We start from the raw sequence: 22,945 nt of genomic DNA on the forward strand, positions 1-22,945 counted from the left end.
CCGGTCCCTCCACGTCGCACGGCGCTCCCCTCTCGCGCCACGGCCAGCACTCGTGTAACGTATGTGGTCTGACCACAGTGGTCTGACCGCACCAGCGACGGGAGCAGCGTGACGGATGAGCCCCGCGCCTGGCGCGTCGTCCTCGATTTCATCGAGCGCGACCTGCTCGACGGCCGCCTGCGCCCCGGCGATCGGCTCCCCGGCGAACGCGCCCTCTCCGCCGAACTCGGCGTCGGCCGATCGAGCGTGCGCGAGGCATTGCGCGTGCTCGAGGTCCTCGGTCTCATCCGCACGGCATCGGGCTCCGGCCCGAACGCCGGCGCCATCATCGTGGCGCTGCCCGGCGGCGGCATGTCGGCGCTCATGCGACTCCAGGTCGCCGCGACCGGGTTCCCGGTTGCCGACATCGTCTCTACGCGACTCGTGCTCGAGACAGCCGTCGCGGCGGAACTCGCCGACGCGGACCCGCAGCCGAGCCTCGAGGCATCCGTCACCCTTCTGGATGTGATGGAGAGCCGCAGCCTCTCCGACGCGGAATTTCTCGCGCTCGACGCCGAATTTCACCTCTCGCTCGCCGAAGCGGCCGGCAATCAGGTGATCATGGCGACGATGGCCGGGCTGCGCAGCTCAATAGAGGGCTACGCACGCGCCGGCGCCGCCACCCTGCCGTCGTGGCCAGACACCCGCGCCAGGCTCAGGGCCGAGCACCGCGACATCGTCGCGTCGATCCGTTCCGGCGATGCCGCGAGCGCCCGCGCCACCGTGCACTCCCATATCTCGGCCTACTACGCCGAGACGAACCTGCCGACCTCCCGAGTTCCCGCGACGCCGCTGTAGGTACCGGATGCCGCTTGTGCGGCACACACACCCGTTGCGTCGCTTCCCCGCCCACGACACCGACACTGACACCGACAGAAAGAGATCCCATGGTCGCCAGACGAATCCCGAAGGTGCATGACCTCGCACCGCTCATGCAGTTCAAGAAGCCGGAGTTCAACGCACGCACCCGCCGGCTCGCCGCGGCGACGAGCATCAGCGACCTGAGGACCATCGCCAAGCGTGTCACCCCGAAGGCGCCGTTCGACTACACCGACGGCGCGGCCGAAGGCGAAATCTCGTTGGCGCGTGCCCGTCAGGCGTTCCAGGACATCGAATTTCACCCCTCCGTGCTCCGCGATGTCTCGAAGGTCGACACCACGCGACAGGTGCTCGGCAAGACCAGCGCCCTGCCGTTCGGTATCGCTCCGACCGGGTTCACGCGCATGATGCAGACCGAGGGCGAGCGCGCCGGCGCGACCGCTGCAGAGGCTGCCGGGATCCCGTTCACGCTGTCCACCATGGGCACCACGTCGATTGAGGACGTCGCAGCGGCCGCCCCCGGCGGGCGTAACTGGTTCCAGCTCTACATGTGGACGGACCGCGACCGGTCACTCGCCCTCGTCGACCGTGCACAGGCCGCCGGCTACGACACCCTGATGGTCACCGTCGACACCCCGGTTGGTGGCGCGCGCCTCCGCGACGTGAAGAACGGCTTCTCGATTCCGCCGGCGCTCACCCCGAAGACCGTTATCAACGCGCTGCCCCGCCCGGCCTGGTGGATCAACTTCCTCACCACCGAGCCCCTCGCGTTCGCGAGCCTCGACCGCTGGTCCGGCACCGTCGCCGCGCTCATCGACACCATGTTCGACCCGACCGTCGGGCCCGAGGAAGTCACCTTCATTCGCCAGCAGTGGAAGGGCAAGCTCGTCGTCAAGGGCATCCAGTCGGTCGCAGACGCGCGTCTCGCGGTCGAGCTCGGCGCCGACGCCATCGTGCTGTCGAACCACGGCGGACGCCAGCTCGACCGCGCGCCGATTCCCTTCCACCTGCTGCCCGCCGTTGTCCGTGAAGTCGGCAACGAGGTGGAGGTGCACCTCGACACCGGCATCATGAACGGTGCCGACATCGTGGCATCCGTCGCCCTCGGCGCCCGGTTCACGCTCATCGGTCGCGCCTATCTCTATGGCCTGATGGCCGGCGGCCGCCAGGGTGTCGACCGCACGATCGCGATCCTGTCCGAAGAGATTCGCCGCACCATGAAGCTCCTCGGTGTCGCGACACTCGACGAGCTCGAACCGCGCCACGTGACCCAGCTCGCCCGGCTCATGCCGCTGGCGCAGCCTGCGGCAGACGCGGTCGCCGCGGCGAAGTAACACGTCCAGCGCGGGAAGGGCCTGTCGTTCACTCGAGCGACAGGCCCTTTCCAGCCTGCCCAGGCGTCACCCAAGCGCGCCAGATTAGCGGACCAGCCGCCGCCGTAGCCGACCCGGCAGGGCGCCGATCCCCCACAGCGTGACGCGCAGCATCGCCTCCGCCACAATCCCGCCGGTCATCTTCGACTCGCCGCGTTCACGTTCGACAAAGGTGATCGGCACCTCAACGATCGCAAGCCCAGCCCGCTGAGCGTGAAACAGCATGTCGACCTGGAAGCCATAGCCCTGGCTGTGAACGTCTTCCAAACGGATGCTTCCCAGCGCGTGAGCAGTAAGCACCCGATATCCGCCGGTGACGTCGCGTTGGGGCAGCCCCAACACCAGTCGCGCGTACCCGCTGCCGCCCCGCGACAGCAGTTCGCGATACTTCGGCCAGTTTTCGACCCCACCGCCTGCGATCCAGCGGGATCCGAGAACGACGTCAGCACCGGCATCCGCTGCTCGCAAGAGGGAGGGGAGCTGCTCGGGCGCGTGCGATCCGTCCGCATCCATTTCGACGATGCGGTCGTACCCGCGAGCCAGCGCCCAGCGGAACGCCTCGCCATACGCCATACCGAGGCCGTTCTTGGCCGTGCGGTGACGGACGAAAACCCGGGGGTCGGATGCCGCAAGGCCGTCGGCGATCGCCCCGGTGCCATCGGGGGAGTTGTCGTCGACCACGAGCACGTCGACGTCGGGCGTTGCGGCCCGAACCCGGCCCACGATGTCCGCGATGTTCTCGCGTTCGTTGTACGTCGGAATGACGACAAGCGTTTCAGCCACGTGCGTCCTCCCGGGGCGGCGGGCGCCGCGCGACTTCCCAGCCTAATCCGTTCAGTCGAGCGGACCCTCGGTTAGCGCACTCCGCTCATGAGCTTCAGCACCGGTCGGGCGATCACCGCGAGAACGACGCCGATCACGATCGCGATGCCACCGAGCACCCCGAAGTAGAGCGACTCATCGACCGTGAGGTACCACTCGGCCAGAAGGCCCGAGACGGCCGAGCCGAGAGCGACCGAGAGGAAGAACAAGGCGACCATTTGGGTGCGGAACGCCTCGGGCGCGAGCTTCGTGGCAACCGACAGCCCCACCGGTGACAGCAACAGTTCGGCGATGGTGAAGACGAGCAGGATGCCGACGAGGGCGAGCAGCGGCGTTGAGTTGGCCGGGCCGCCCGCGAACGGCAGGAAGAGCAGGAACGCGAGTCCCATGATCGCTGTTCCTGCCGCGAACTTGAGCGCCGTGCTCGGCTGCTTACTGCCCCACTTCGTCCAAATCGCCGCGAAGACACCGGACAGGATGATGATGAACACCGGGTTGATGGACTGCACCCACGACACCGGCATTTCCCAGCCGAACAGGTCGCGGTTCAGCCGCTCGTCGGAGTAAATTGTGACCACCGTGAACTGCTGCTGGTACAGCGACCAGAATGCGGCACTCGCGATGAACAGCGGAATGAACGCGTACACCCGCTTCCGCTCCGTCGGTGAGACCTGCTTGCTCGTCAAAATGACAATGAAGTACAGAATTGCGGATGCCACGGTCAGGCCGATCACAATCGTGACGAGGTTCGTCGCCGTGATGACACCGACGAGCACGAGCACCACAATCACGACGACGGCGGCCACGGCGATGAGTGCGTAGATCAGCCAGCGCTTTCTCGGCAGCGGGTCGGGAACGTGGCTCGCGATGGCCGGCAGTCGCTTGCGGCCGAGCGAGTACTGGATGAGGCCAGCGGCCATTCCGACAGCGGCGAGGCCGAATCCAAAGTGGAAGCCGATGCTCTGTTGCAGGAGACCGGTGAGGATCGGACCGAAGAACGCACCGAGGTTGATGCCCAGGTAGAAGAGAGAGAACCCGGCGTCGCGTCGCGGATCTTCCTCGGCGTAGAGGGTTCCGACGACGCTCGTGGCGTTCGCCTTGAGCCCGCCCGAGCCGACGGCGACGAGGATGAGGCCAATCCCCACCCCGGCGATTCCGGGCACCAGGGCGAGCGCGAGGTGGCCAAGCATGATGACGATCGCGCTGTAGAACAGCACGCGCTCGCTGCCGAGCAACCGGTCGGCAATCCACGCTCCGAGGATCGTCGACAGGTAGACCCCTCCGCCGTATGCGCCGACGATTCCGGCTGCCGTGACCTGCGGAATCCCGAGCCCGCCCTCAGCCGCCGAGTAGTACAGGTAGATAAGGAGGATGCCTTGCATCCCATAGAACGAGAAGCGTTCCCACATCTCGACGCCAAACAGGTTGGCGAGCGAGCGGGGTTGTCCGAAAAAGCTGTGGTCTTCGCGTGCGGAGGCCGGAGTGGTGACCTGGCTCATACCTACGACGGTACTCTCCCCGGAGAGCCGAGCCCAAGGGGGTAGCGAACGGCTACGCTTCGCGGAGTTCCTCGAGCACGGCCTCGAGCTGGTCGACGGCCCAGTCGAGATCGGTCTCCTCCACGACGATCGGCGGCGCGAGTCGAATGGTCGACCCGTGGGTGTCTTTGGCGAGAACGCCGCGTTCCATCAGCCGCTCGCAGACCGTGCGCCCGGAGGCGAGAGCGGGGTCGATATCGATTCCCGCCCAGAGCCCTGCCCCGCGCACCTCGAGCACGCCGTGCCCGACGAGTTCGCCGAGTCGCGCGTGCAGTTGCGCGCCGAGCACACGTGCCCGTTTCTGGTATTCACCGCTCGCGAGCATCCGCACCACAGCGCGGCCGACCGCCGCGGCGAGCGGGTTACCGCCGAAGGTCGAGCCATGTTGGCCCGGCTGGAGCACGCCGAGGATGTCGCGGTTGCCGACGACCGCGGAGACCGGGACGATGCCGCCGCCGAGCGCCTTGCCGAGTAGGTAGAGGTCAGGAACGACGTCGACGAGGTCGCAGGCAAAGGTGGCACCGGTTCGGCCGAGGCCGGACTGGATTTCGTCGGCGATGAAAAGCACGTTGTTTCTCGTGCAGAGTTCGCGAACGGCCGGGAGGTAGCTGGCCGGTGGCACGACAATTCCGGACTCACCCTGAATCGGTTCGACGAGCACGGCGACCGTGTTCTCGTCGATCGCCGCGACGAGAGCGTCCGCGTCGCCGTAGGCAACGGTGCGGAATCCGGGTGTGTACGGGCCGAAGTCGGCACGGGCATCCTCGTCGTCGGAGAAGCTGATGATCGTCGTGGTTCGGCCGTGGAAGTTGCCGGCCATCACGATGATGTTGGCCTGCCCTGCAGCAACGCCCTTGACCCGGTACCCCCAGGCGCGAGCCACCTTGATCGCGGATTCGACCGCCTCGGCGCCGGTGTTCATCGGCAGGACCATCTCCTTGCCGGCGAGGTCGGCCAGCGCCTGCGCGAATGACCCAAGCTGGTCGTTATAGAACGCACGGCTGGTGAGGGTGACCCGGTCGAGCTGCTCCCGCGCGGCGCCGAGGAGCGTGGGGTGCGAGTGCCCGAAATTGACGGCCGAATAAGCGGCCAGGCAGTCGAGGTAACGCTTGCCATGCACGTCGGTCACCCATGCACCATCAGCGGATGCCACCACCACCTCGAGCGGGTGGTAGTTGTGGGCAACGAACTCTTCTTCGCTCGCAATGACGCGTCGCGCATCACTGGTCATGACGGTCAGTTCTTCATTCACGATGCTCATGATTTCCGCAGCTCCAGGGTGCAGCACTTCACGCCTCCGCCGCCGAGCAGCAGCTCGGAGAGGTCGACGCCGATGGGGTTGTAACCGCGCTCGCGCAGCTGGCGTTCGAAACCGACGGCGCGCTTCGCGATGACGACGTTGTAGCCGTCCGAGATTGAGTTCAGGCCGAGAATGGAGGCATCCTCTTCGCTGACGATAATGGCATCCGGGTATCGATCCTGAAGGATGAGGAGTGACTTCGCATCGAAAGCGCTGGGGAGGTACGCGATGTTGGCGTTCGCGTCGCCGGTCAGCGGATCCAGGACGGCGATGGCCGTGTCGAGGTGGTAGAAGCTCGGGTTGATGAGGTTGAGGGTGACGACCTCACGCCCGTACAGCTCGGCAACTTCGGCGTGGCTCTTCGACTCACTCCGGAACCCGGTTCCGGCCAGGATGGTGTCGCCGACGAGGAGGAAGTCGCCCTCGCCCTCGTTGATGTTCTCGGGAACCCGCACGTCGAAGCCGTGTGCGCGGAACCAATCCATGTATGCGGGGCCCTCGGGCATGCGTTCGGGGAAGGTGAAGCTTGCGCCGTATGCGATGTTGTCGATGACGAAGCCGCCGTTGGCCGAGTAGACCATGTCGGGCAGGCCCTCGACCGGGTCGATGAGCTCCACGTCATGGCCGAGCGAGACGAAGGTGTCGTAGAGAACCTGCCACTGGGCGAGGGCTTTGGCCGTGTCCGTCGGGTTCGCCGGCTCCATCCACGGGTTGATCTTGTACGAGACTGTGAAGTGCTCGGGGCGGCACATCAGGTAGCTGCGGGTCGTGGGGACGCGGCTGCCGGCCGGTGCCTGCGTCAGGGTGTCGATGTTCGTCATGCTGGTCTCCGTCAGGAAAGCGGCGGACGGTGTCCTGGTTGGCCAGCGGCTCGCAGATCGCGACCCGGCAGGCACGCCGTATGCCCAGTGTGGCACGCAGGGATGGGGAGGTGTTCGCACATCGGCGCATAATTCCTGCGTCGATTTCGCCCTGCACGCAAGATCCCGTCGTAGACTGCCGCCATGGACAATCTCGATCGCGGAATTATCGACCTGCTTCGGCAGAATGCGCGTGCCGGGTACGGCGACATCGGGCAGGAAGTCGGCCTGTCGGCCTCAGCGGTGAAACGCCGGGTCGATCGCCTCGTCGCCGATGGTGTGATTCGGAGCTTCACCATTCAGGTGGACCCGGCCGTCGATGGCCTGCACACCGAGGCGTATGTCGAGTTGTTCTGCCGCGGGACTGTCGCGCCCGATGAACTGCTGAAGATCCTGTCGGGCGTGCCCGAGGTCATCGACGCCGGAACGGTGACAGGAAGCGCCGACGCGATCGTACACATGCGTTCGCGGGACATCCCGAGCCTGGAGGCCGCGCTCGAGCGCGTGCGTCACGCCCCGCACGTCGACCACACCCGGAGTGCGATCGTGCTCTCCCGCCTGATCTCGCGCGCGATCGACTGAGCGGCTTCAGCGCACCGACTTGCGTGCCTGGGCTCTCGACCGCGCCCGGCCGCCCCTTGAGGATTCGACCGAGCCTGCGAGAGTGCCACTTGTAGGGGGGTGAGGGAGCACCACACCCTACACAAGTGGCGCTTTTGCGCGGCCCCTCACGTGGAGCACGAAATGAAAGCGCCACTTGTTGTGGGTATATCAGACGCGCACCGGCGACAACTGGCTCTATCGGGTGGGACCTGCTGAACGCGCCCCGGCCCAAACATCCGCTTAACGACGCAAGGCCACACCCGCGTGCTGCGATGGTGTGGCCTTGCGATGTTGTCGCACCCAGCCTCAGGGCTGGAGTGCGATGGGCGGACAGGGAACTAGATGCGCTTCTTGCCGGTAACGACGCGGAGCAGCCAAGCGATGATGGCCAGAACCAGGAGAACGACGCCGACCCACAGAAGGAAGTTGAGGGACTGCACGAAGCCACCCGTGACAAGAAGGATGATGGCGATGATTGCGACCACTACAAGGAGAATGTTCATGTCTGCGACCGTAACAGCGAGCCGGTATCGGCTGCAGGATAGGGCCAAACCCTTGACGCGTAACGCTCGTTGCTGGTAACGGGGTGTGAGTTGGGTGAGTTTTCACCGCAAAATGAGCTCAGGAGGGACACATGATCTCCGTCATTAAGTCCGCCGACCTCGTGACCGGCAGTGGTCGCACCGGCCGGTTCGAGGGCGTATCGCACGGTTCCGGGGTGTCGTTCTACCTCGTCGACAACGATCCGGGTCAGGGCCCCGGATTGCACCGCCACCCCTACACCGAGACCTGGGTGGTTCAGGCGGGCTCAGCCACGATCACCGTGGGCGATGAGTTCGTGGATGCCGTGATCGGCGACATCCTCACCGTTCCAGCACACACACCCCATAAGTTCGTGAACTCTGGCTCAGGCGTACTCCGCATGGTGTGCATTCACGCATCACCGAAGATGATTCAGGACGAGCTCGAATAGAGAAGCGGATGCCGTGGGTACGGCATCCGCTTCATAATTATTTCTGGACGAAGGTCAGGAGAATCTCGGTGACCTCGTCGGCGTGGGTCCAGAGCAGGCCGTGCGGGGCACCCTCAATCTCGACGTATTCGGCGTTCGGGAGGAGCTTGGTGAACTCACGGCCGGTGGAGTCGATGGGCAGGATGCGGTCGGCGGTGCCGTGCACGATGAGCGTCGGCACGGTGACCTTGGGGATGTCAGCACGGAAGTCGGTCAGCCAGCTCGGCACGACGGCGGAAGCCGCGAACCACGAGGCGGAGGTGGCAACGCTCCAGCTGCCGCGAACCGCAGCCTCGCTGATGCGAGACCCGAGGTTCTCGTCGAGGTTGTAGAAGTTGCTGAAGAAGTCGTCGTACCAGGCGTAGCGGTCACTCTTCGCGGCGGTCGAGATGTCGTCGAAGACACCCTGCGGGACACCAGCGGGGTTGTCGTCGGTCTGCAGCAGGAAGGGCTCGAGCGAGGCGAGGAACGCGGCCTTGGCGACACGCTCCGATCCGTAGGTGCCGAGGTAACGACCCACTTCGCCGGTGCCCATGGAGAACCCGACGAGGATGGCGTCGTGGAGGTCGAGGGTCTCGAGGATCGTGTTGAGGTCGGCGGCGAAGGTGTCGAAGTCGTACCCGGTGGTGGGCTGGTCGGACTGGCCGAAGCCGCGGCGGTCGTAGGTGATCACCCGGTAACCCGCTTCGAGGAGCGCGGCCGACTGCTTCTCCCAGGAATGACCATCGAGGGGGTACCCGTGGATCAGGACGACGGGCTGTCCTGTCCCGTGGTCTTCGTAGTACAGGTTGATGTCGGTGGAATTCTCGGTGCCTACTGCAATAAAGCTCATAATGACTCTCCGTCTTCTCTAACCGCCTCGCGGCGTTTATCTGGTTGTAACGACAGAGAACCACATCCTTTCCAACCTGTCAAGTCGTTTGATATGGTTAGGTCATGAACGATTCGGATACCGAGCCGAGCACGCCCGTGCTGCTCGATCTCGTCAACTCGCGCCTCACCCTTTCCGACGGCGTCTTCGACGAACTCGACACTGATCATCACGCGCGGGAGTGGTTGCGGGCCCGCGGCGGACGCGGAACCCCGGCGGAAATTGCGGGAGCACGTCGGGTGCGCGACGTGCTCGTGCCGTTCCTTCGCGGCGAAACGGGCTCCGACGTTCTCGCGCCGTGGCTCGCCGGCATGCGTAAATCCGCGTCGCTCGAGGAGGGCCGGCTCGTCTGGTCGCTCGACGTCGCCGACGAACTGGCCATCGGGGCACGGGCGATTGAGGAATGGAATGCGCTGCAGACCCCGACCGGATCTCGCATTCGGCCGTGCGCCAACCCCGAGTGCCAGCATTTTCTCGTCGACCACAGCAAGGCGAATTCCCGCAGGTGGCACTCGATGGAGTCGTGCGGAAACCGCATGAAGTCGCGTCGGCACTACGCGAAGAGCCGTGAACTCGCGAGCTGATCCTCCCGGGCGACGACCAGCAGCCGGGTGGCAGACTGAAGGGCGGCGAACAAACCGGCTGCCGGAAGGAGTCCCGCCCATGTCAGACGCCTCTGACCTCACAGGCCTGCGTACACTGACCGACGACTTCACACGATTCATGCTGTCGTACAAGTTCGGTATTGACGAGATGATGACGAAGATCAACATCCTCAAGGAAGAGTTCAATCACCGGCACGACTACAGCCCGATAGAGCATGTCAGCTCTCGGCTCAAGTCGCCACAGAGCATCCTGGCCAAGGCCGACCGGAAGGGGTGCGAGCTGACGCTGACAGGCATCCGTTCGACGCTTCATGACATCGCCGGCATTCGGGTGACCTGCAGTTTCATTTCTGACACCTACAAGATTTTCGACATGATCGCGGCGCAGCGAGACGTCACGGTGCTGCAGGTACGCGACTACATCCGGGAACCAAAGGAGAACGGCTACAAGAGCCTGCACATGATCGTCGAGGTGCCGGTCTTCATGTCGGATCACGTGGAGCAGGTGAAGGTAGAGATTCAGATCCGAACGATCGCGATGGACTTCTGGGCCAGCCTCGAGCACAAGATTTACTACAAGTACAACCGCGACGTACCCGAACGGCTCATCGATGAGCTGCGTGATGCCGCGCTCACCGCGAACCGGCTCGACGTCAAGATGGAGCGCCTACACGACGAGGTGATTGCGCTCAGCGACGTTGCGGGCGAAGACGACGGCGTGATGGATGCGCGCGACATTGGCCGGACCGGTGTGCCCGACGCGCTGTTGCGGATGCTTGCGGCAGCCCGGGTCGCTGAATAGCCGTGAGGTGTGGCAGTCGACCAGAAGGTGGCGCGCCCGCGAACGATGTGCGGTGGCAAGCGGCGATGCTGGCGCTCTCGACGGTAGAGCCTAGGGCCGCAGTTCGGCGAGGACCCCGGTCTCGAGCGCGATCCAGACGGTTCCATCCTGCGCGATCGCGAGCCCATGCGGCTCACTGTTCGGCGTGGGCAGGTCGGTGACCGCCAGCGTGCCATCTGCCGCAATAAAGCCGATCTGATTCGAACCCCACAGCGTGAACCAGCATCCGCCCTCCGGGTTGGCCACGATGGCGTGAGGCTTGCTGTCGCGGTCGGGCAGTTCAAACTCGGTGAGGTCACCGTTGCGATCGATGCGCCCGATCTTGCCAGCGGCGATCTCGGTGAACCAGGCGGCGCCATCCATCGTCACGGTGATGCCGACGGGACCGGCGCCATGCGTCGGGAGTTGCGTCAGGGCAACGGCGGAGTTACCGCCGCGGATGTAGCCGACGGCGTTCGCCGCGTTGAGTGTGAACCACACGCTCTCACCGGAGCAGGCGATCATCGACGGCGTACCGTGTTCGGCCCCCGCGGTGAACTCTGCCACCCGTCCAAGAATGTCGATGCGTCCGATGGAGTCGGTGGTCATCTCCGTGAACCAGACCTCGCCGGAATCGGCTGAGGCAATGCCGAACGGTCGAGCTCCCGCGGTGGGCACGGCGATCTCGGCGCGAACACCCTCGGGTCCGACCCGAACTATGCGGTTAAGCGCCGCGTCGGTCACCCAGACCGAGTCTTCGGTCGCCACGGCCGGGAGGGACGGCTCGGATCCGTCGCCGAGCGGAATGAGCGCGAAGCTTCCGTCCACATCGCGACGCACGACCGCTGAGCCGCGGATCAGTGTGACCCAGACCGCGCCGTCCTCGGTCACCGCGACACCGTACGGGGCGGCCTCCGCGTCAGAGATCCGGTGTTCGGTGAACTGCGTGGGCTCGGTCATGGATCCAGCCTAAGCGTCTGTGCGCACAGCGTCGGGCGCGCTTGCCTGAGCCGGATTGTATTGCTACATTGAGGTGCGGGTCCGGCCAACCGGGCCCGCGAAGAGCGAGGACACCATGCCGCACACCTTTCGACTCGACACCTCGTCGTCAACACCGCCGTTCGAGCAATTGCGAGTGCAAGTCATCGACGCGGTGCGCGACGGCGCCCTGGTTCCTGGCGACAAAATGCCGACGGTGCGCAACCTCGCCAGCGAACTTGGCATCGCCGCGAATACCGTGGCTCGCGCCTACCGCGAACTCGAGCGCGACGATGTCATCGAGACGCGGGGACGTAATGGTAGCTTCGTCTCGGCCGTCGGCGACCCGACCCACCAGAAGGCACAACTCGCTGCCGTAGCCTATGCCGACAAGGTGAAGTCGCTCGGCATTCCGGCCAAGGAAGCACTGGCCATTGTCTCTGCCGCACTCGGCGTGCGGGGCTGACCTCAGGCCGCAGGCACAGATGCCTCGGCTTGCACCGGGTTGCGGATGCCGATGAAGGACACGACACCACCGATGATCAAGGCGATGGCGGTCGCGACGACGGCGCGGTGGAAGCCCGGTAGATCGAGCACCGTGCCGAGAACGAGGCCAGCGCACGCCACAGCGACGAGACCGGCAACACGAGCGACCGCGTTGTTGATCGCCGAGCCGATTCCCGCCTGGCTCTCGTCGATGGCCCCGAGGATGGCGCTCGTGAGCGGAGCGACCGTGATCGAGAGGCCGATGCCGAAGAGCACCAGGCCCGGAAGCAACTGCGCCCAGTAGTTCACCTCGGCGCCGACCGCGAGCATGAGGAGAAAGCCGATGCCGCCGACGATGGGCCCAATCGTCATGAACAGTCGCGGTCCAATCCGCCCGGCCCACGCGCCGATCCGGCTCGACAACACGAGCATGACGAGCGTCGGCGGCAGAGTCGCAATGCCCGCCAGCGTCGCGGGCCACCCGGCCACCTGCTGCAGGTAGATGGCGATCACGAAGAAACCGAACCCAAGCGCACCGTAAATGAACACAGTTGCGATGTTTCCGGCCGAAAAGTTGCGGGAGCCAAAGAGCGAAAGCGGCATCATCGGATCGGTCGTCCGCCCCTCCCACCAGAGGAACGCCGCGAACGACACGACGCCGACCACGAGCGGCACCCAAACGACCGGGCTGGACCAGCCGAACCGCCCCTGCTCGATGAGCGCGAACACCGGCCCGCCGAGCCCGATCGCGCCGAGGACGGCACCGACCACGTCAACGCGGGGCCGCATTGTGCGCGCCGGCTGCTTCTCCATTCGCAGAAGCAGCCACAGCGTGACGGCGATCGGCAGCACATTGATGCCGAACACGAGGCGCCAACTGACCGTGTCAACGAGCAGCCCACCGATGAGGGGCCCGACGATCATCGCGGTTCCGGTCCACGCCGTCCAGGTGCCGATCGCCTTGGCCTGCGCTTGGCCGGTGAACGTCGAAATGATGAGGGCGAGCGAGCTCGGCACGAGCAATGCAGCGGTCGCACCCTGCAATGCACGCACCACGATGAGGAATTCGGCGCCCGGCGCGACGGCACACAGCAAGGAGGTCACTCCGAAGCCGACCAGACCACTGGCGAGAATGCGAACGCGGCCGAAGGCATCCGACAGAGAACCGGCGAGAAGAATGAACGCGCCGAGCGTCAGGAGATAGGCGTCGACCACCCACTGCTGCACCGGGAGGCCGCCGCCAAACTCGCGCGTGATGGCGGGAAGTGCGACGTTGATGATGGTGCCATCGAGAAAAGCCACAAACGACGCCAAAATAGCGACGACAAGGACGATGCGCTGGCTGGCGGAGTCACTGCGAGGGGCGGATGCCATTGCTCCAGTATGCGCCGGAGCGCACGACCGCGGGAGGGGTGCGATTCGCTCCCTCCCGCGGTCGGGTGCCTAAATGACGTCTTCACTCCACGGGTCAGGGTTTCCGAACCGGTGCGCGGTGATCGAGATCGCCTGCTCATGCAGGAACGGCAGCAACTCGATCCGGCCCGACTGTGTGACCGCAGCGGAGTAGATCGCGAGGTCGGGGTTACCCTCGGCCGCAATCGCGAGCTTCTGGTGCAGCGCATGCCGTGCCTCGGCACTTCCGACGAGCCGCACGCGACCGGCGTCGGCGTCCGGCTGCGTCGCCCGGGCGATCCACTCGTCGTCGGTCTCCACCGACACCGGAACGAGGAGGTCGCCCAGCACTCCGCGAATCGCGGAGGGGAGACCGGATGCCACGCTCAGCGTGAACCGGGACCGCGAACGTACCGCAGAAATCACCACGCGCAACACCTCGCCGAGGTCTGCGTCGGCGGTGGCGCGCACGGCAACCGGTACCGGGCGGTAGCGGAAGAGGTTGCGTTCGACACCGAGCGCCGAGGCGTCTTTCACCTCGCCGTACTCATTGCCCCAGGCGATGGCGTCGGAGAGGGCCGACCGGCGGAGCACGTCGAACTCTTCGTAGCCGAGCGACGGCTGCGCCGACTCGATGATGCGGGTCACCCGCGAGTCGAGGCCGCGCAGGTGCAGTGTCTTACTGCTCGAACCGGAGTCAGGCAGCCACGAGCCCAGGGTCAGCAGGTAGTTGGGGCCACCAGCCTTGGCGCCGGCACCGACGGATGAGCGCTTCCAGCCGCCAAACGGCTGGCGCTGCACAATCGCGCCGGTGATTCCGCGGTTGACGTAGAGGTTGCCCGCCTCGACGGTGGCGAGCCACTCCTCGAGGTCACCCGCGTCCTGGGTGTGCAGTCCGCTGGTCAGCCCGTAGTCGATGGCGTTGGTGTAGCGGATGGCCTCGGTGAGGTTCGCGGCGTGCATGACGCCGAGCACCGGACCGAAAAACTCGGTGAGGTGAAAGTACGAACCCGGTGCGACGTCGCCACGAATACCGGGCGACCAGAGCCGGCCGGTGTCGTCGAGCTGCCGTGGCTTGACGAGCCACTTTTCACCAACGCCGAGCTCGGTGAGCGCGTGCAGCAACTTGCCGTTTGCCGGTTCAATGATGGGGCCCATCTGGCTCGTGGGGTCATCGGGGTACCCGACGCGCAGCGAGGTTGCCGCGTCGATGAGCTGCCGGCGGAACCTGTCACTCTTCGCCACCGAACCGACGAGGATGACGAGGCTCGCGGCCGAGCACTTCTGCCCGGCGTGGCCGAACGCGCTCTTCACCACGTCGGCCGCGGCCAGGTCGAGGTCGGCGCTGGGCGTGACGATGATGGCGTTCTTCCCGCTGGTCTCGGCGAGCAGGGGAAGCTCGGGACGCCAGGAGCGGAACAGCTTCGCGGTCTCCCACGCGCCCGTGAGAATGACCCGGTCAACACTCGGGTGTGACACGAGCTGCTTGCCGAGCGCTCCCTCGTCGAGCGACACCAGGGTGAGCAGTTCCTGCGGGATTCCTGCCTCCCAGAGCGCTTCGACCAGAACGGCGGCCGAGCGACGCGCCTGGTGTGCCGGTTTGATGATGACGGCAGACCCTGCGGCGAGCGCGGCGAGCACTCCACCGGCCGGGATCGCGACGGGGAAGTTCCACGGCGGCGTGACCACCGTGAGTTGTGACGGCACGAAGCGGGCGCCGCGGATGGCATCCAGCTCGCGTGCCTTGGCGGCGTAGTAGTGGGCAAAGTCGATCGCTTCGCTCACCTCGGGGTCGGCCTCCGCGATGGTCTTTCCGGTTTCGGATGCCATCACCTCGATGAGCCGGTCCCGATTGGCGGCGAGCGCGAAGCCGGCGCGGTCGAGGAGTGCGGCGCGTTCGGCGGCTGGGGTGCTCCCCCAGGCTGCGCCCCGGGCGCGGACCCCTTCGATGATGAACTCGAGCGTTGCGGAGTCGGTCACCGTGCAGGCGTCGATGGTCGCCGTGCCGAGCTCGCTGCCCGGAACGCGGGCGAGGATCCGACGGGCCCAGGAGCGGTTCGCCGGGAGCGACGGGTCGGTGTCGCGGGTGTTGACGAACCCGGGGGCGCCAAGGTCGGTCGCCGGGATGGTGTTCAGGGTCGTGGTGTCGAACACCCGCACCGTGTCGAACGGCGACTCGGTCTTCGAGCCGCGGGCGAGGCCGAGCACCTGCTGAGTCATGCCCATCTCGTCCTCGTCGCCGATCGCCCTGGTGAACGACTGTGCCTGGGCGGCGGCGGATTTTCCGGGCGACAGGTCCTGGGCGGGCGCCAGCGTCCATTCGGTTTCGCGGTTTTGCGTGCGGCGAGGCGACGGAACGTCGTGAGCCGTGGCATCCAGAGCATTCGCACTGGCGAGAAAGCGCCGCTTCTCCCGCTCGAACAGAGCGGTGTTGCTGGTCAACTCGAAGACGGCGGACATGAAGTTCTCCTGCGACGCGTTCTCCTCGAGTCGGCGAATCAGGTAGGAGATCGCGACGTCGAACTCGCGCGGGTTCACGACCGGCGTGTAGAGCAGCAGGTTGCCGACGTCGCGCTTGACCGCATCGGCCTGCCCGGTGGCCATTCCGAGCAGCATCTCAAAGTCGACGCCGTCGGTCACGCCACGGTTCTGGGCGAGAAGCCAGGCAAAGGCCAGGTCGAACAGGTTGTGTCCGGCGACGCCGACGCGCACATTCCGGGTGCGCTCGGGGGTCAGCGCCCACATCAGCACGCGCTTGTAGTTGGTATCGGTGTCCTGCTTGACGTCGTACGGCGCGGTCGGCCAGTCGTGCATCCGTGCCTCGACACCCTCCATCGCGAGGTTCGCGCCCTTGACGAGTCGCACCTTGATGTTCGCTCCGCCCGCCGCAACACGCTGCGCGGCCCAGTCCTGGAGCGTCTGCATGGCCGAGAGCGCGTCGGGCAGGTAGGCCTGCAGCACGATACCGGCCTCAAGCCGGCGGAGCTTGTGCTGGTCAAGCACGCGCATGAAGACCGCGAGGGTGAGGTCGAGGTCGCGGTACTCCTCCATGTCGAGGTTGATGAATTTCGGTGAAGCGGATGCTGCCGCCAACTCATACAAGGGAGTCAACCGTTCGACAATCCGCTCGACGGCCTCGTCAAACGACCACATCGACAGTTGTGAGGCGATCGCCGATACCTTGATCGAGACATAGTCAACGTCGTCCCGGGCCAGCAGGTCGCGGGTACCCTCGTAGCGGTTGTGCGCCTCGTGCTCGCCGAGCACAGCCTCGCCCAGCAGGTTGAGGTTGAGCCGTGACCCACCCTCGCGGAGATGGGCGATGGCCGGGCCGAGCTTCTCCGGAGTGGCGTCGACAACGAGGTGACCGACCATGCTGCGCAGCACCCGACGGGCGATCGGAATCACGACGCCAGGGATGACCGGGCCGAGCACTCCACCCGCGGCGATCGCGGTCTTGAGATACCAGGGCAGGAACGCCGGCGTGAGCTTGGCGACCCGCTGCAGGTTATAGCCCGCGACGAAAAGGTCTTCGGGGCGCATGACGCCGTCGACGAACCCGACAGTGAAGGCGAGCCCGTTGGGATCCTTGAGCACCTCGGCGAGGCGCTCGGCGGCGGGATCAACGGGAGCACCGGCGCTCTCGGTCACCCACTTCTGGGCGAGGACGACGGCGTCTGCGGCGAGCTGGGTGGCGCTGAGTTCTGCGCCGGCCGAGGTGTGTGGCATGGTCACGAGACTATTCCCTCTGTGATGGGTCGAAAGTGAGGTGCACGCGGGTTGCGTCAACTCTCAGCTTCAGTGTGCAGCTTCCGCTCGATTCAGAAAAGCGAACGTTTCTTACCTATATTCATCAGGTTTCCTGACGGTTAGGCTGGGCGCATGCTCGACATGAGACGACTGCGGTTACTGCGCGAAGTGCAGCTGCGTGGAACCCTGGCCGGCGTCGCCGAGGCGCTCGCGTTCAGCCCCTCCTCGGTGTCGCAGCAGCTCGCCCAACTCGAGCGCGAGGCCGGGGTGAAACTCCTGCACAAGAGTGGTCGTCGGGTGCAGCTCACCCCGCAGGGCGAACTCCTCGCCACCCGCGCCGCCGAGTTGCTCGACGGCCTCGAGCGGGCCGAGGCCGAGCTCACCACGTCCCTCGACGCCGTGATCGGCACGGTGCGGCTCGCCGTGTTCCAGTCCGCCGCCCACGCGGTCATCCCCGAGGCACTCACTCTCCTTCGCGCGGAGCACCCCGAGCTCCGCGTCGAGATCGTCGAACGTGAGCCCGAGGCCGGTCTCTTCGACCTGGCCGCGCGCGACTTCGACCTCGTCCTGGCCGAACAGTACCCCGGCCACACCCGACCCCACCTGCCCGACCTCGATCGCGAGTTTCTCGCGAGCGACGCCCTCCGCCTGGCCGTACCCCCGACATCCGCTCTTCAATTTCTGACGGATGCCACGAAGCTCCCGTTCGTCATGGAACCCGAGGGCACCGTTGCGCGGCTGTGGGCAACGCAACTGTGTCGGGCGGCGGGGTTCGAGCCCGATGTGCGGTTCGAGACCGCTGACCTCATCGCGCACATTCGGCTCATCGAATCGGGCAACGCGGTGGGGATGTTGCCTGACCTCGTCTGGGCGGGGCGCGAGCCCGGTGTGCGGCTCGTCGACCTGCCGGGCACTCCGTCGCGGACGGTGTTCACCTCGGCGCGGCGAGTGAGTGCGGCGCGGCCGGCGGTGACCGCTGTGCGGGGTTCGCTCGCGCGGGCGACGGCGTTCCTCGAGCCGCCAACGGGACGGAGCACCCGGTAGTGTTGCGAGATGCTGAGTTTGCGTCCTCTGGCTGGTCCGCAACCCGGTAGATCCAGCAACTCGCGGCGAGGGGCGCATGGCAGAATCACGGCATGACGACAACGACGTACGACGCCATCATCGTTGGCGGAGGCCACAACGGGCTCACCGCCGCGGCCTACCTCGGAAAAGCCGGTAAGCGGGTGCTGTTGCTCGAGCGGCTGGAGACACTGGGCGGCGCTGCGGTGTCTGCGCAGGCGTTCGACGGCGTCGAGGCGTGGCTGTCGCGCTATTCGTACCTCGTGAGTTTGCTGCCGCAGCGCATCATCGACGACCTGAAGCTCGACATCACACTAGTTCGGCGCCGGTACTCCTCCTATACGCCTGACCCGCGTGACCCGCGCCGAGGATTACTCGTCGACAACGATGATGCGAGAGCCACTGCCGAGTCGTTCACACGCATTGGCGCTCCCGCCGACGAGTTCGAGTTGTTCTCCCTCTTCTACGAGCACTGCCGCCGACTCACCGAGGCACTGTGGCCGACCATGACCGCTCCGCTGCTCACCCGATCCGAGGCGAAGCGCCTCGTCACCGGGGCTGGCGGATCGAGCGAGTGGCAGGCGATGATCGAGCGCCCGATCGGCGAGGTGATTTCGACTCATCTTCAGAACGACCTGGTCCGTGGCGTGGTCTTCACCGACGGCCTCATCGGCACCTTCTCTCGCGCGGACGACGCTGACCTGCAACAAAACATCTGTTTCCTGTACCACCTGATCGGCGGTGGCACGGGTGACTGGGACGTGCCTGTTGGCGGCATGGGCGCCGTGTCGGCCGAGCTGACGCGAGCCGCGCGCAACGCCGGAGCGACTCTCCTGACGAGGGCCGAGGTGGTGGCTGTCGCCCCTTCCAGCTCCGTCCGCTATCGGGTGAACGGCACAGAGCACGAGGCGCACGCCGACTGGATCCTCTCCAATGTCGCGCCGGCCGTGCTCGACCGGCTCCTGGTTGCAGGCACCGAAGTGCGATACGGGCGCGAGCAGCTCGCGGCAGGCGAGCCATCGGCCGGGCCGTTCGAATCCCGCCCGTTCGGCATTGGCACGGCCGCAGCGGCCAACCCCAACACCTCCCGCGAGGGCGCCCAGGTCAAGGTGAACCTCCTCCTCAGCCGCCTGCCGAAGCTTCGGGATTCGAACGTCACCCCCGAAGCCGCTTTCGGCGGAACCTTCCACATCCACGAGTCCTGGTCCGAGCTCGACGCGGCCTACCTCGCCGCCGCTGCAGGCAGCATCCCGGACCCCCTGCCGTGCGAAATTTACTGCCACTCCCTCGCAGACCCGAGCATTCTCTCGCCCGAGCTGCGTGAGGCGGGGGCTCACACCCTCACGGTCTTCGGCCTGCACACCCCGGCACGCCTGGTCACCGCCGAGAATAACGACGAGATGCGCGAGCGCCTTCAGGCCGCTGTCCTGGCGTCGCTGAACTCCGTGCTCGCCGAGCCGATTGAAAATCTTCTGATGACGGATGCCACGGGGCGGCCCTGCATCGAAACCAAAACGACTTTGGACATTGAGCGGGCCGTCGGCATGCCCCTCGGCAACATTTTCCACGGCGGGCTCGATTGGCCGTTCGCGAAAGATGATGCTGTGCTCGACACTCCGGCTCAGCGCTGGGGAGTTGCGACCGCGCACCCTCGGGTGCTGGTGTGCGGGTCGGGGGCGCGCCGCGGTGGCGCGGTCTCGGGGATCGGTGGCCACAACGCCGCGATGGCGGTCCTCGAGAGCGAGTAGCCCGCCACGCGTGGTCGTTGGCGCGCTGGGAGTGGGCCGGCTTACCCGTGCTCGGGCAGGCGGGCCTGTGCTCGGCCAGTTTCGGCGGCACGTACCCGCACGCTCGGTCTCAATCGGCGATGCCGGTTTGCTCCGGCAGAAGTGGTCGAGCAAACCGGCTTGCTCCGTCACTTCGGGCGGGAGCCCACCTTACTCGGGCGGTATGGGTCAAGAAATCGGAAGAAACGCGACCACTACCGACCGAGCAATGCAGTCCGACCATTTGTGGCGGAGCAAGGTGCGCCACCCCTCCGTGCTCGGCCAGTTTCGGCGGGACGCACCCGCACGCTCGGCCGCAATCGGCGATGCCGGTTTGCTCCGGCAGAAGTGGTCGAGCAAACCGGCTTGCTCCGTCACTTCGGGCGGGAGCCCACTTTGCTCGGGCGATACCGGTCAAGAAATTCGAAGAAACGCGACCGCTACCGACCGAGCAATGCAGTCCGACCATTTGTGGCGGAGAACTATGCGCGCCAGCGTCGCGAGACCCTCGAGAATCTCGGCCCGTGGTACCTGTGCTGGGAGTGTTGGGCCAGACGTTCACGGGAGCGAGGCCGGGGTTGCGGCGGCGCAGGCGGTGAGTGCCTCGGGCAGGCACTCGACGTTTTCAAAGTCAACGAACCCCCTCGATGGATAGGGTGGGCGAGTGCTTCCGCATGCATCGGACCATGAGAAAGGGTCAATGAGCATCATCGCCAACACCGGTCTCCCCACAAACGGGCACGCCACTGTCAGCGCCGAAGAACTACTCCGTCTCGAGGAGTGCGTCCGCGAACCTATTCGCACTCCGGGGTCAATCCAGCCGTACGGCGCGTTGATCGCCTTGGACCCGCTCACGTTCACCGTGAAAATCGAGAGCGCGAACTGCAGCGATTTGCTGGGCATCGACGCCCCGCTTCTGGGGCGCTCGTTGGCCGAGATCGCCGGGGTGGAGTTCGATCGTGAGGTTCGGGCATCCGTCACCGACTCTCCGAGCGACGTCAACCCGCTGCACCTAAAGATCGGTGAGCGGGCTTTCGACGCCATCGTGCACAGTGTCGACGACTTCCTCATCGTCGAGTTCGAGCCGGAGCTTGCCGCCGGATCGCCACTGTCGACGTCGGCCCTCTACGCCCTGATTCACCGACTCACGCTCAGCACGACGGTCGACGCACTCCGGGCCGACGCGGCCGCCGGCCTTCGGAAACTCACCGGGTTCGACCGGGTGATGATCTACCACTTTCACCCCGACGGGCACGGCGAAATCGTCGCCGAGGCTCACGCGCCCGGCATGGAACCCTACAACGGCCTGCATTTTCCAGCGTCCGACATCCCGGCGCAGGCACGCGAGCTCTACCTCACCAAACTTTCGCGCGCGATCGTTAATACCTCGAAGGCGCCCGTCGACCTGCTTACCGACGCCGACGAACCTCCCGTCCCCCGCCGGGACCTCAGCAACGCCCAGTTGCGCAGTGTTTCGCCGCACCACCTGCAATTCATGAGCAACATGGGGCAGGAGTCCACTCTGTCTATGTCGATGGTGCGCAACGGCGAACTCGTCGGCATGATCACCTGCGCACACCGCGGCGTGCTGCGCATCCCGTTCCTGCTGCGTGGCGGACTGGAAGTCCTCGCCAATCAAATCGCGCTGCAGCTTAGCGCGCTTGATCGTGTCGAAGAGCTCACACGGCAGGTGGCAGTGCGAAATACACGAGCACAGCTGATGAGTCAGTTAGCTGCAACGGACAACATGGTTGAGTCCCTGTTGCGCGGCCGCGTGACACTGCAGCACGTGATCGAGGCGGACGGTGTAGCCATACGTCTGGGAGGCGCAAGCTCAGCCGTCGGCGACGTACCACCGAAGAGTGAGCGTGAACTCCTGATTCGTCACGCGGAGCGCACTTGGTCAGCTGAACCATTCGCGAGCGATGCTCTCGCGGTTGAATATCCCGAGCTCGCCGCCGTTGGCCGATCATCCGCCGGTGTGCTTGTGCTTCCCGTCGGTGGAAACGGCGACTACCTGGCCTTCTTTCGCAACGAGATTCTGCGCAGTGTCTCCTGGCTTGGCGACCAGACCAATGCCAACCGCAATACGGTGCTCTCCCCGCGCAACTCGTTTTCGTCGTGGACCGACAGTGTCACTGACACCGCCGAACCATGGGGCAATCTCATCTTCGAAGCCATCGAACTGGCACGTGACCTCGAAGGTGCTTTGCTTCGGAAGGCCGAGTCTGAGCTCGCGCGTCTCGCCATGCACGACGCTTTGACAGGACTGCCGAACCGCCGCAGCCTGCTCGGTCAGCTCGAGCGAGCACTCGACGGCGTGGACGACGCTCCGGTCAGTCTTCTTTTCATCGACCTCGACGGCTTCAAGGGCATTAACGATACCCACGGGCACGATGTGGGCGATTCGTTGCTTACCCTCGTCGGGCAACGCATCCTGTCCGCCATCCGCGCCGACGACGTGGTCGCCCGACTCGGCGGCGACGAATTCGTTGTACTCTGCGAGGGCACGGACGCCGCCGAAACCGAGGTCATCGCCTCCAGGGTACGTGCGTCGATCGCGGCGGACATCAGGATCGGAGAACTGCCGCTCGCAATCACCGCGTCCATCGGAACGGCCGTGGCCACGCGACAGATGCCGGCGTCTGAGGTGCTGTCGCGTGCCGATGTCAACATGTACCGCGCAAAGGCACGCCGGCCGAAAGCCGAATCACACAGCCACCCCTGATCCGTGCTGGCGATGGTCCGACCATCGATCTAACCCACTCTCGCTGAGGGCTACCGGGCGTCAACCGCTGAGCGTATCCTTGCGCTGCGCATTCTGCCCCGATCCAGCGCCATGAAGCATG

The 22,945-nt window shown here is 65.7% G+C and carries 19 protein-coding genes; 10 read left to right on the forward strand and 9 right to left on the reverse strand.

Going from position 1 to position 22,945, the window contains the following annotated elements; genetic code table 11:
• Positions 1-108: 108 nt before the first annotated feature.
• Both L1277_RS14565 and L1277_RS14570 read left to right on the forward strand, forming a co-directional pair.
• A complete protein-coding gene (locus L1277_RS14565) occupies positions 109-837 on the forward strand; it encodes an FCD domain-containing protein (protein ID WP_308215113.1) in 729 nt (242 codons plus the stop codon).
• An 89-nt stretch (positions 838-926) separates the two neighbouring features.
• Entirely contained in the window at positions 927-2,192 is a 1,266-nt protein-coding gene (locus L1277_RS14570; protein ID WP_253377440.1) for an alpha-hydroxy acid oxidase, read from the forward strand.
• Positions 2,193-2,276: 84 nt separating this feature from the next.
• On the opposite strand, the gene L1277_RS14575 is transcribed toward L1277_RS14570, so the two are convergent.
• The 4 genes from L1277_RS14575 to ddaH all read right to left on the reverse strand — a co-directional run bounded on the left by L1277_RS14575 (position 2,277) and on the right by ddaH (position 6,712).
• Positions 2,277-3,014: a polyprenol monophosphomannose synthase gene (locus tag L1277_RS14575; protein WP_253377442.1), complete on the reverse strand. Its 738-nt coding sequence runs from the start codon at positions 3,012-3,014 to the stop codon at positions 2,277-2,279.
• A 71-nt stretch (positions 3,015-3,085) separates the two neighbouring features.
• Complete coding sequence (locus tag L1277_RS14580) at positions 3,086-4,552, reverse strand: peptide MFS transporter (RefSeq protein ID WP_253377444.1); 1,467 nt, start codon at positions 4,550-4,552, stop codon at positions 3,086-3,088.
• Between the two features lie 52 nt (positions 4,553-4,604).
• Positions 4,605-5,822: an ornithine--oxo-acid transaminase gene (gene rocD / locus L1277_RS14585; protein ID WP_253377699.1), complete on the reverse strand. Its 1,218-nt coding sequence runs from the start codon at positions 5,820-5,822 to the stop codon at positions 4,605-4,607.
• 26 nt (positions 5,823-5,848) lie between these two features.
• A complete protein-coding gene (ddaH, locus tag L1277_RS14590; RefSeq protein WP_253377446.1) occupies positions 5,849-6,712 on the reverse strand; it encodes a dimethylargininase in 864 nt (287 codons plus the stop codon).
• Between the two features lie 183 nt (positions 6,713-6,895).
• Between ddaH and L1277_RS14595 the strand changes: the two genes are divergently transcribed.
• On the forward strand, positions 6,896-7,333 hold the full coding sequence (locus L1277_RS14595; protein WP_253377448.1) for an Lrp/AsnC family transcriptional regulator: 438 nt from the start codon (positions 6,896-6,898) through the stop codon (positions 7,331-7,333).
• A gap of 359 nt (positions 7,334-7,692) precedes the next feature.
• On the opposite strand, the gene L1277_RS14600 is transcribed toward L1277_RS14595, so the two are convergent.
• Complete coding sequence (locus L1277_RS14600) at positions 7,693-7,857, reverse strand: hypothetical protein (RefSeq protein ID WP_253377450.1); 165 nt, start codon at positions 7,855-7,857, stop codon at positions 7,693-7,695.
• 131 nt (positions 7,858-7,988) lie between these two features.
• Between L1277_RS14600 and L1277_RS14605 the strand changes: the two genes are divergently transcribed.
• A complete protein-coding gene (locus L1277_RS14605; RefSeq protein ID WP_253377452.1) occupies positions 7,989-8,327 on the forward strand; it encodes a cupin domain-containing protein in 339 nt (112 codons plus the stop codon).
• 37 nt (positions 8,328-8,364) lie between these two features.
• On the opposite strand, the gene L1277_RS14610 is transcribed toward L1277_RS14605, so the two are convergent.
• Positions 8,365-9,198, reverse strand: a complete 834-nt coding sequence (locus L1277_RS14610) for an alpha/beta fold hydrolase (protein ID WP_253377453.1) — start codon at positions 9,196-9,198, stop codon at positions 8,365-8,367.
• Between the two features lie 104 nt (positions 9,199-9,302).
• Here L1277_RS14610 and L1277_RS14615 point away from each other — a divergent pair, with 104 nt between their 5' ends.
• Together L1277_RS14615 and L1277_RS14620 are read left to right on the forward strand one after the other, a co-directional pair.
• On the forward strand, positions 9,303-9,821 hold the full coding sequence (locus L1277_RS14615; protein WP_253377454.1) for a CGNR zinc finger domain-containing protein: 519 nt from the start codon (positions 9,303-9,305) through the stop codon (positions 9,819-9,821).
• Positions 9,822-9,900: 79 nt separating this feature from the next.
• Complete coding sequence (locus tag L1277_RS14620) at positions 9,901-10,644, forward strand: GTP pyrophosphokinase family protein (protein ID WP_253377455.1); 744 nt, start codon at positions 9,901-9,903, stop codon at positions 10,642-10,644.
• A gap of 90 nt (positions 10,645-10,734) precedes the next feature.
• Here L1277_RS14620 and L1277_RS14625 read toward each other — a convergent pair whose 3' ends face one another.
• Positions 10,735-11,622: a virginiamycin B lyase gene (locus L1277_RS14625; protein ID WP_253377456.1), complete on the reverse strand. Its 888-nt coding sequence runs from the start codon at positions 11,620-11,622 to the stop codon at positions 10,735-10,737.
• A gap of 115 nt (positions 11,623-11,737) precedes the next feature.
• Here L1277_RS14625 and L1277_RS14630 point away from each other — a divergent pair, with 115 nt between their 5' ends.
• Positions 11,738-12,106 carry a GntR family transcriptional regulator gene (locus L1277_RS14630; protein ID WP_253377457.1) on the forward strand — a complete coding sequence of 123 codons (369 nt, stop codon included), beginning with the start codon at positions 11,738-11,740 and terminating at the stop codon, positions 12,104-12,106.
• A gap of 2 nt (positions 12,107-12,108) precedes the next feature.
• On the opposite strand, the gene L1277_RS14635 is transcribed toward L1277_RS14630, so the two are convergent.
• Together L1277_RS14635 and L1277_RS14640 are read right to left on the reverse strand one after the other, a co-directional pair.
• Entirely contained in the window at positions 12,109-13,500 is a 1,392-nt protein-coding gene (locus tag L1277_RS14635) for an MFS transporter (protein WP_253377459.1), read from the reverse strand.
• A gap of 69 nt (positions 13,501-13,569) precedes the next feature.
• Positions 13,570-17,247, reverse strand: a complete 3,678-nt coding sequence (locus tag L1277_RS14640) for a bifunctional proline dehydrogenase/L-glutamate gamma-semialdehyde dehydrogenase (RefSeq protein ID WP_253377460.1) — start codon at positions 17,245-17,247, stop codon at positions 13,570-13,572.
• Positions 17,248-17,400: 153 nt separating this feature from the next.
• Here L1277_RS14640 and L1277_RS14645 point away from each other — a divergent pair, with 153 nt between their 5' ends.
• From L1277_RS14645 to L1277_RS14655, 3 genes are all read left to right on the forward strand, one after another.
• A complete protein-coding gene (locus L1277_RS14645; protein ID WP_253377461.1) occupies positions 17,401-18,312 on the forward strand; it encodes a LysR substrate-binding domain-containing protein in 912 nt (303 codons plus the stop codon).
• 92 nt (positions 18,313-18,404) lie between these two features.
• On the forward strand, positions 18,405-20,078 hold the full coding sequence (locus tag L1277_RS14650; RefSeq protein WP_253377462.1) for an NAD(P)/FAD-dependent oxidoreductase: 1,674 nt from the start codon (positions 18,405-18,407) through the stop codon (positions 20,076-20,078).
• A 718-nt stretch (positions 20,079-20,796) separates the two neighbouring features.
• Entirely contained in the window at positions 20,797-22,824 is a 2,028-nt protein-coding gene (locus L1277_RS14655) for a sensor domain-containing diguanylate cyclase (RefSeq protein WP_253377463.1), read from the forward strand.
• Positions 22,825-22,945: the final 121 nt, after the last annotated feature.

The sequence above is a fragment of the Okibacterium sp. HSC-33S16 genome (assembly GCF_024171565.1).
GTDB lineage: Bacteria > Actinomycetota > Actinomycetes > Actinomycetales > Microbacteriaceae > Mycetocola_A.

What these genes read in the sequence shown, in the direction of transcription:
- L1277_RS14570 (WP_253377440.1), top strand. Translation starts at nt 927, where the DNA reads ATGGTCGCCAGACGAATCCCGAAGGTGCATGACCTCGCACCGCTCATG.
- L1277_RS14580 (WP_253377444.1), bottom strand. Translation starts at nt 4,552, where the DNA reads ATGAGCCAGGTCACCACTCCGGCCTCCGCACGCGAAGACCACAGCTTT.
- rocD (WP_253377699.1), bottom strand. Translation starts at nt 5,822, where the DNA reads ATGACCAGTGATGCGCGACGCGTCATTGCGAGCGAAGAAGAGTTCGTT.
- ddaH (WP_253377446.1), bottom strand. Translation starts at nt 6,712, where the DNA reads ATGACGAACATCGACACCCTGACGCAGGCACCGGCCGGCAGCCGCGTC.
- L1277_RS14595 (WP_253377448.1), top strand. Translation starts at nt 6,896, where the DNA reads ATGGACAATCTCGATCGCGGAATTATCGACCTGCTTCGGCAGAATGCG.
- L1277_RS14600 (WP_253377450.1), bottom strand. Translation starts at nt 7,857, where the DNA reads ATGAACATTCTCCTTGTAGTGGTCGCAATCATCGCCATCATCCTTCTT.
- L1277_RS14605 (WP_253377452.1), top strand. Translation starts at nt 7,989, where the DNA reads ATGATCTCCGTCATTAAGTCCGCCGACCTCGTGACCGGCAGTGGTCGC.
- L1277_RS14610 (WP_253377453.1), bottom strand. Translation starts at nt 9,198, where the DNA reads ATGAGCTTTATTGCAGTAGGCACCGAGAATTCCACCGACATCAACCTG.
- L1277_RS14615 (WP_253377454.1), top strand. Translation starts at nt 9,303, where the DNA reads ATGAACGATTCGGATACCGAGCCGAGCACGCCCGTGCTGCTCGATCTC.
- L1277_RS14620 (WP_253377455.1), top strand. Translation starts at nt 9,901, where the DNA reads ATGTCAGACGCCTCTGACCTCACAGGCCTGCGTACACTGACCGACGAC.
- L1277_RS14625 (WP_253377456.1), bottom strand. Translation starts at nt 11,622, where the DNA reads ATGACCGAGCCCACGCAGTTCACCGAACACCGGATCTCTGACGCGGAG.
- L1277_RS14630 (WP_253377457.1), top strand. Translation starts at nt 11,738, where the DNA reads ATGCCGCACACCTTTCGACTCGACACCTCGTCGTCAACACCGCCGTTC.
- L1277_RS14635 (WP_253377459.1), bottom strand. Translation starts at nt 13,500, where the DNA reads ATGGCATCCGCCCCTCGCAGTGACTCCGCCAGCCAGCGCATCGTCCTT.
- L1277_RS14640 (WP_253377460.1), bottom strand. Translation starts at nt 17,247, where the DNA reads ATGCCACACACCTCGGCCGGCGCAGAACTCAGCGCCACCCAGCTCGCC.
- L1277_RS14645 (WP_253377461.1), top strand. Translation starts at nt 17,401, where the DNA reads ATGCTCGACATGAGACGACTGCGGTTACTGCGCGAAGTGCAGCTGCGT.
- L1277_RS14650 (WP_253377462.1), top strand. Translation starts at nt 18,405, where the DNA reads ATGACGACAACGACGTACGACGCCATCATCGTTGGCGGAGGCCACAAC.
- L1277_RS14655 (WP_253377463.1), top strand. Translation starts at nt 20,797, where the DNA reads ATGAGCATCATCGCCAACACCGGTCTCCCCACAAACGGGCACGCCACT.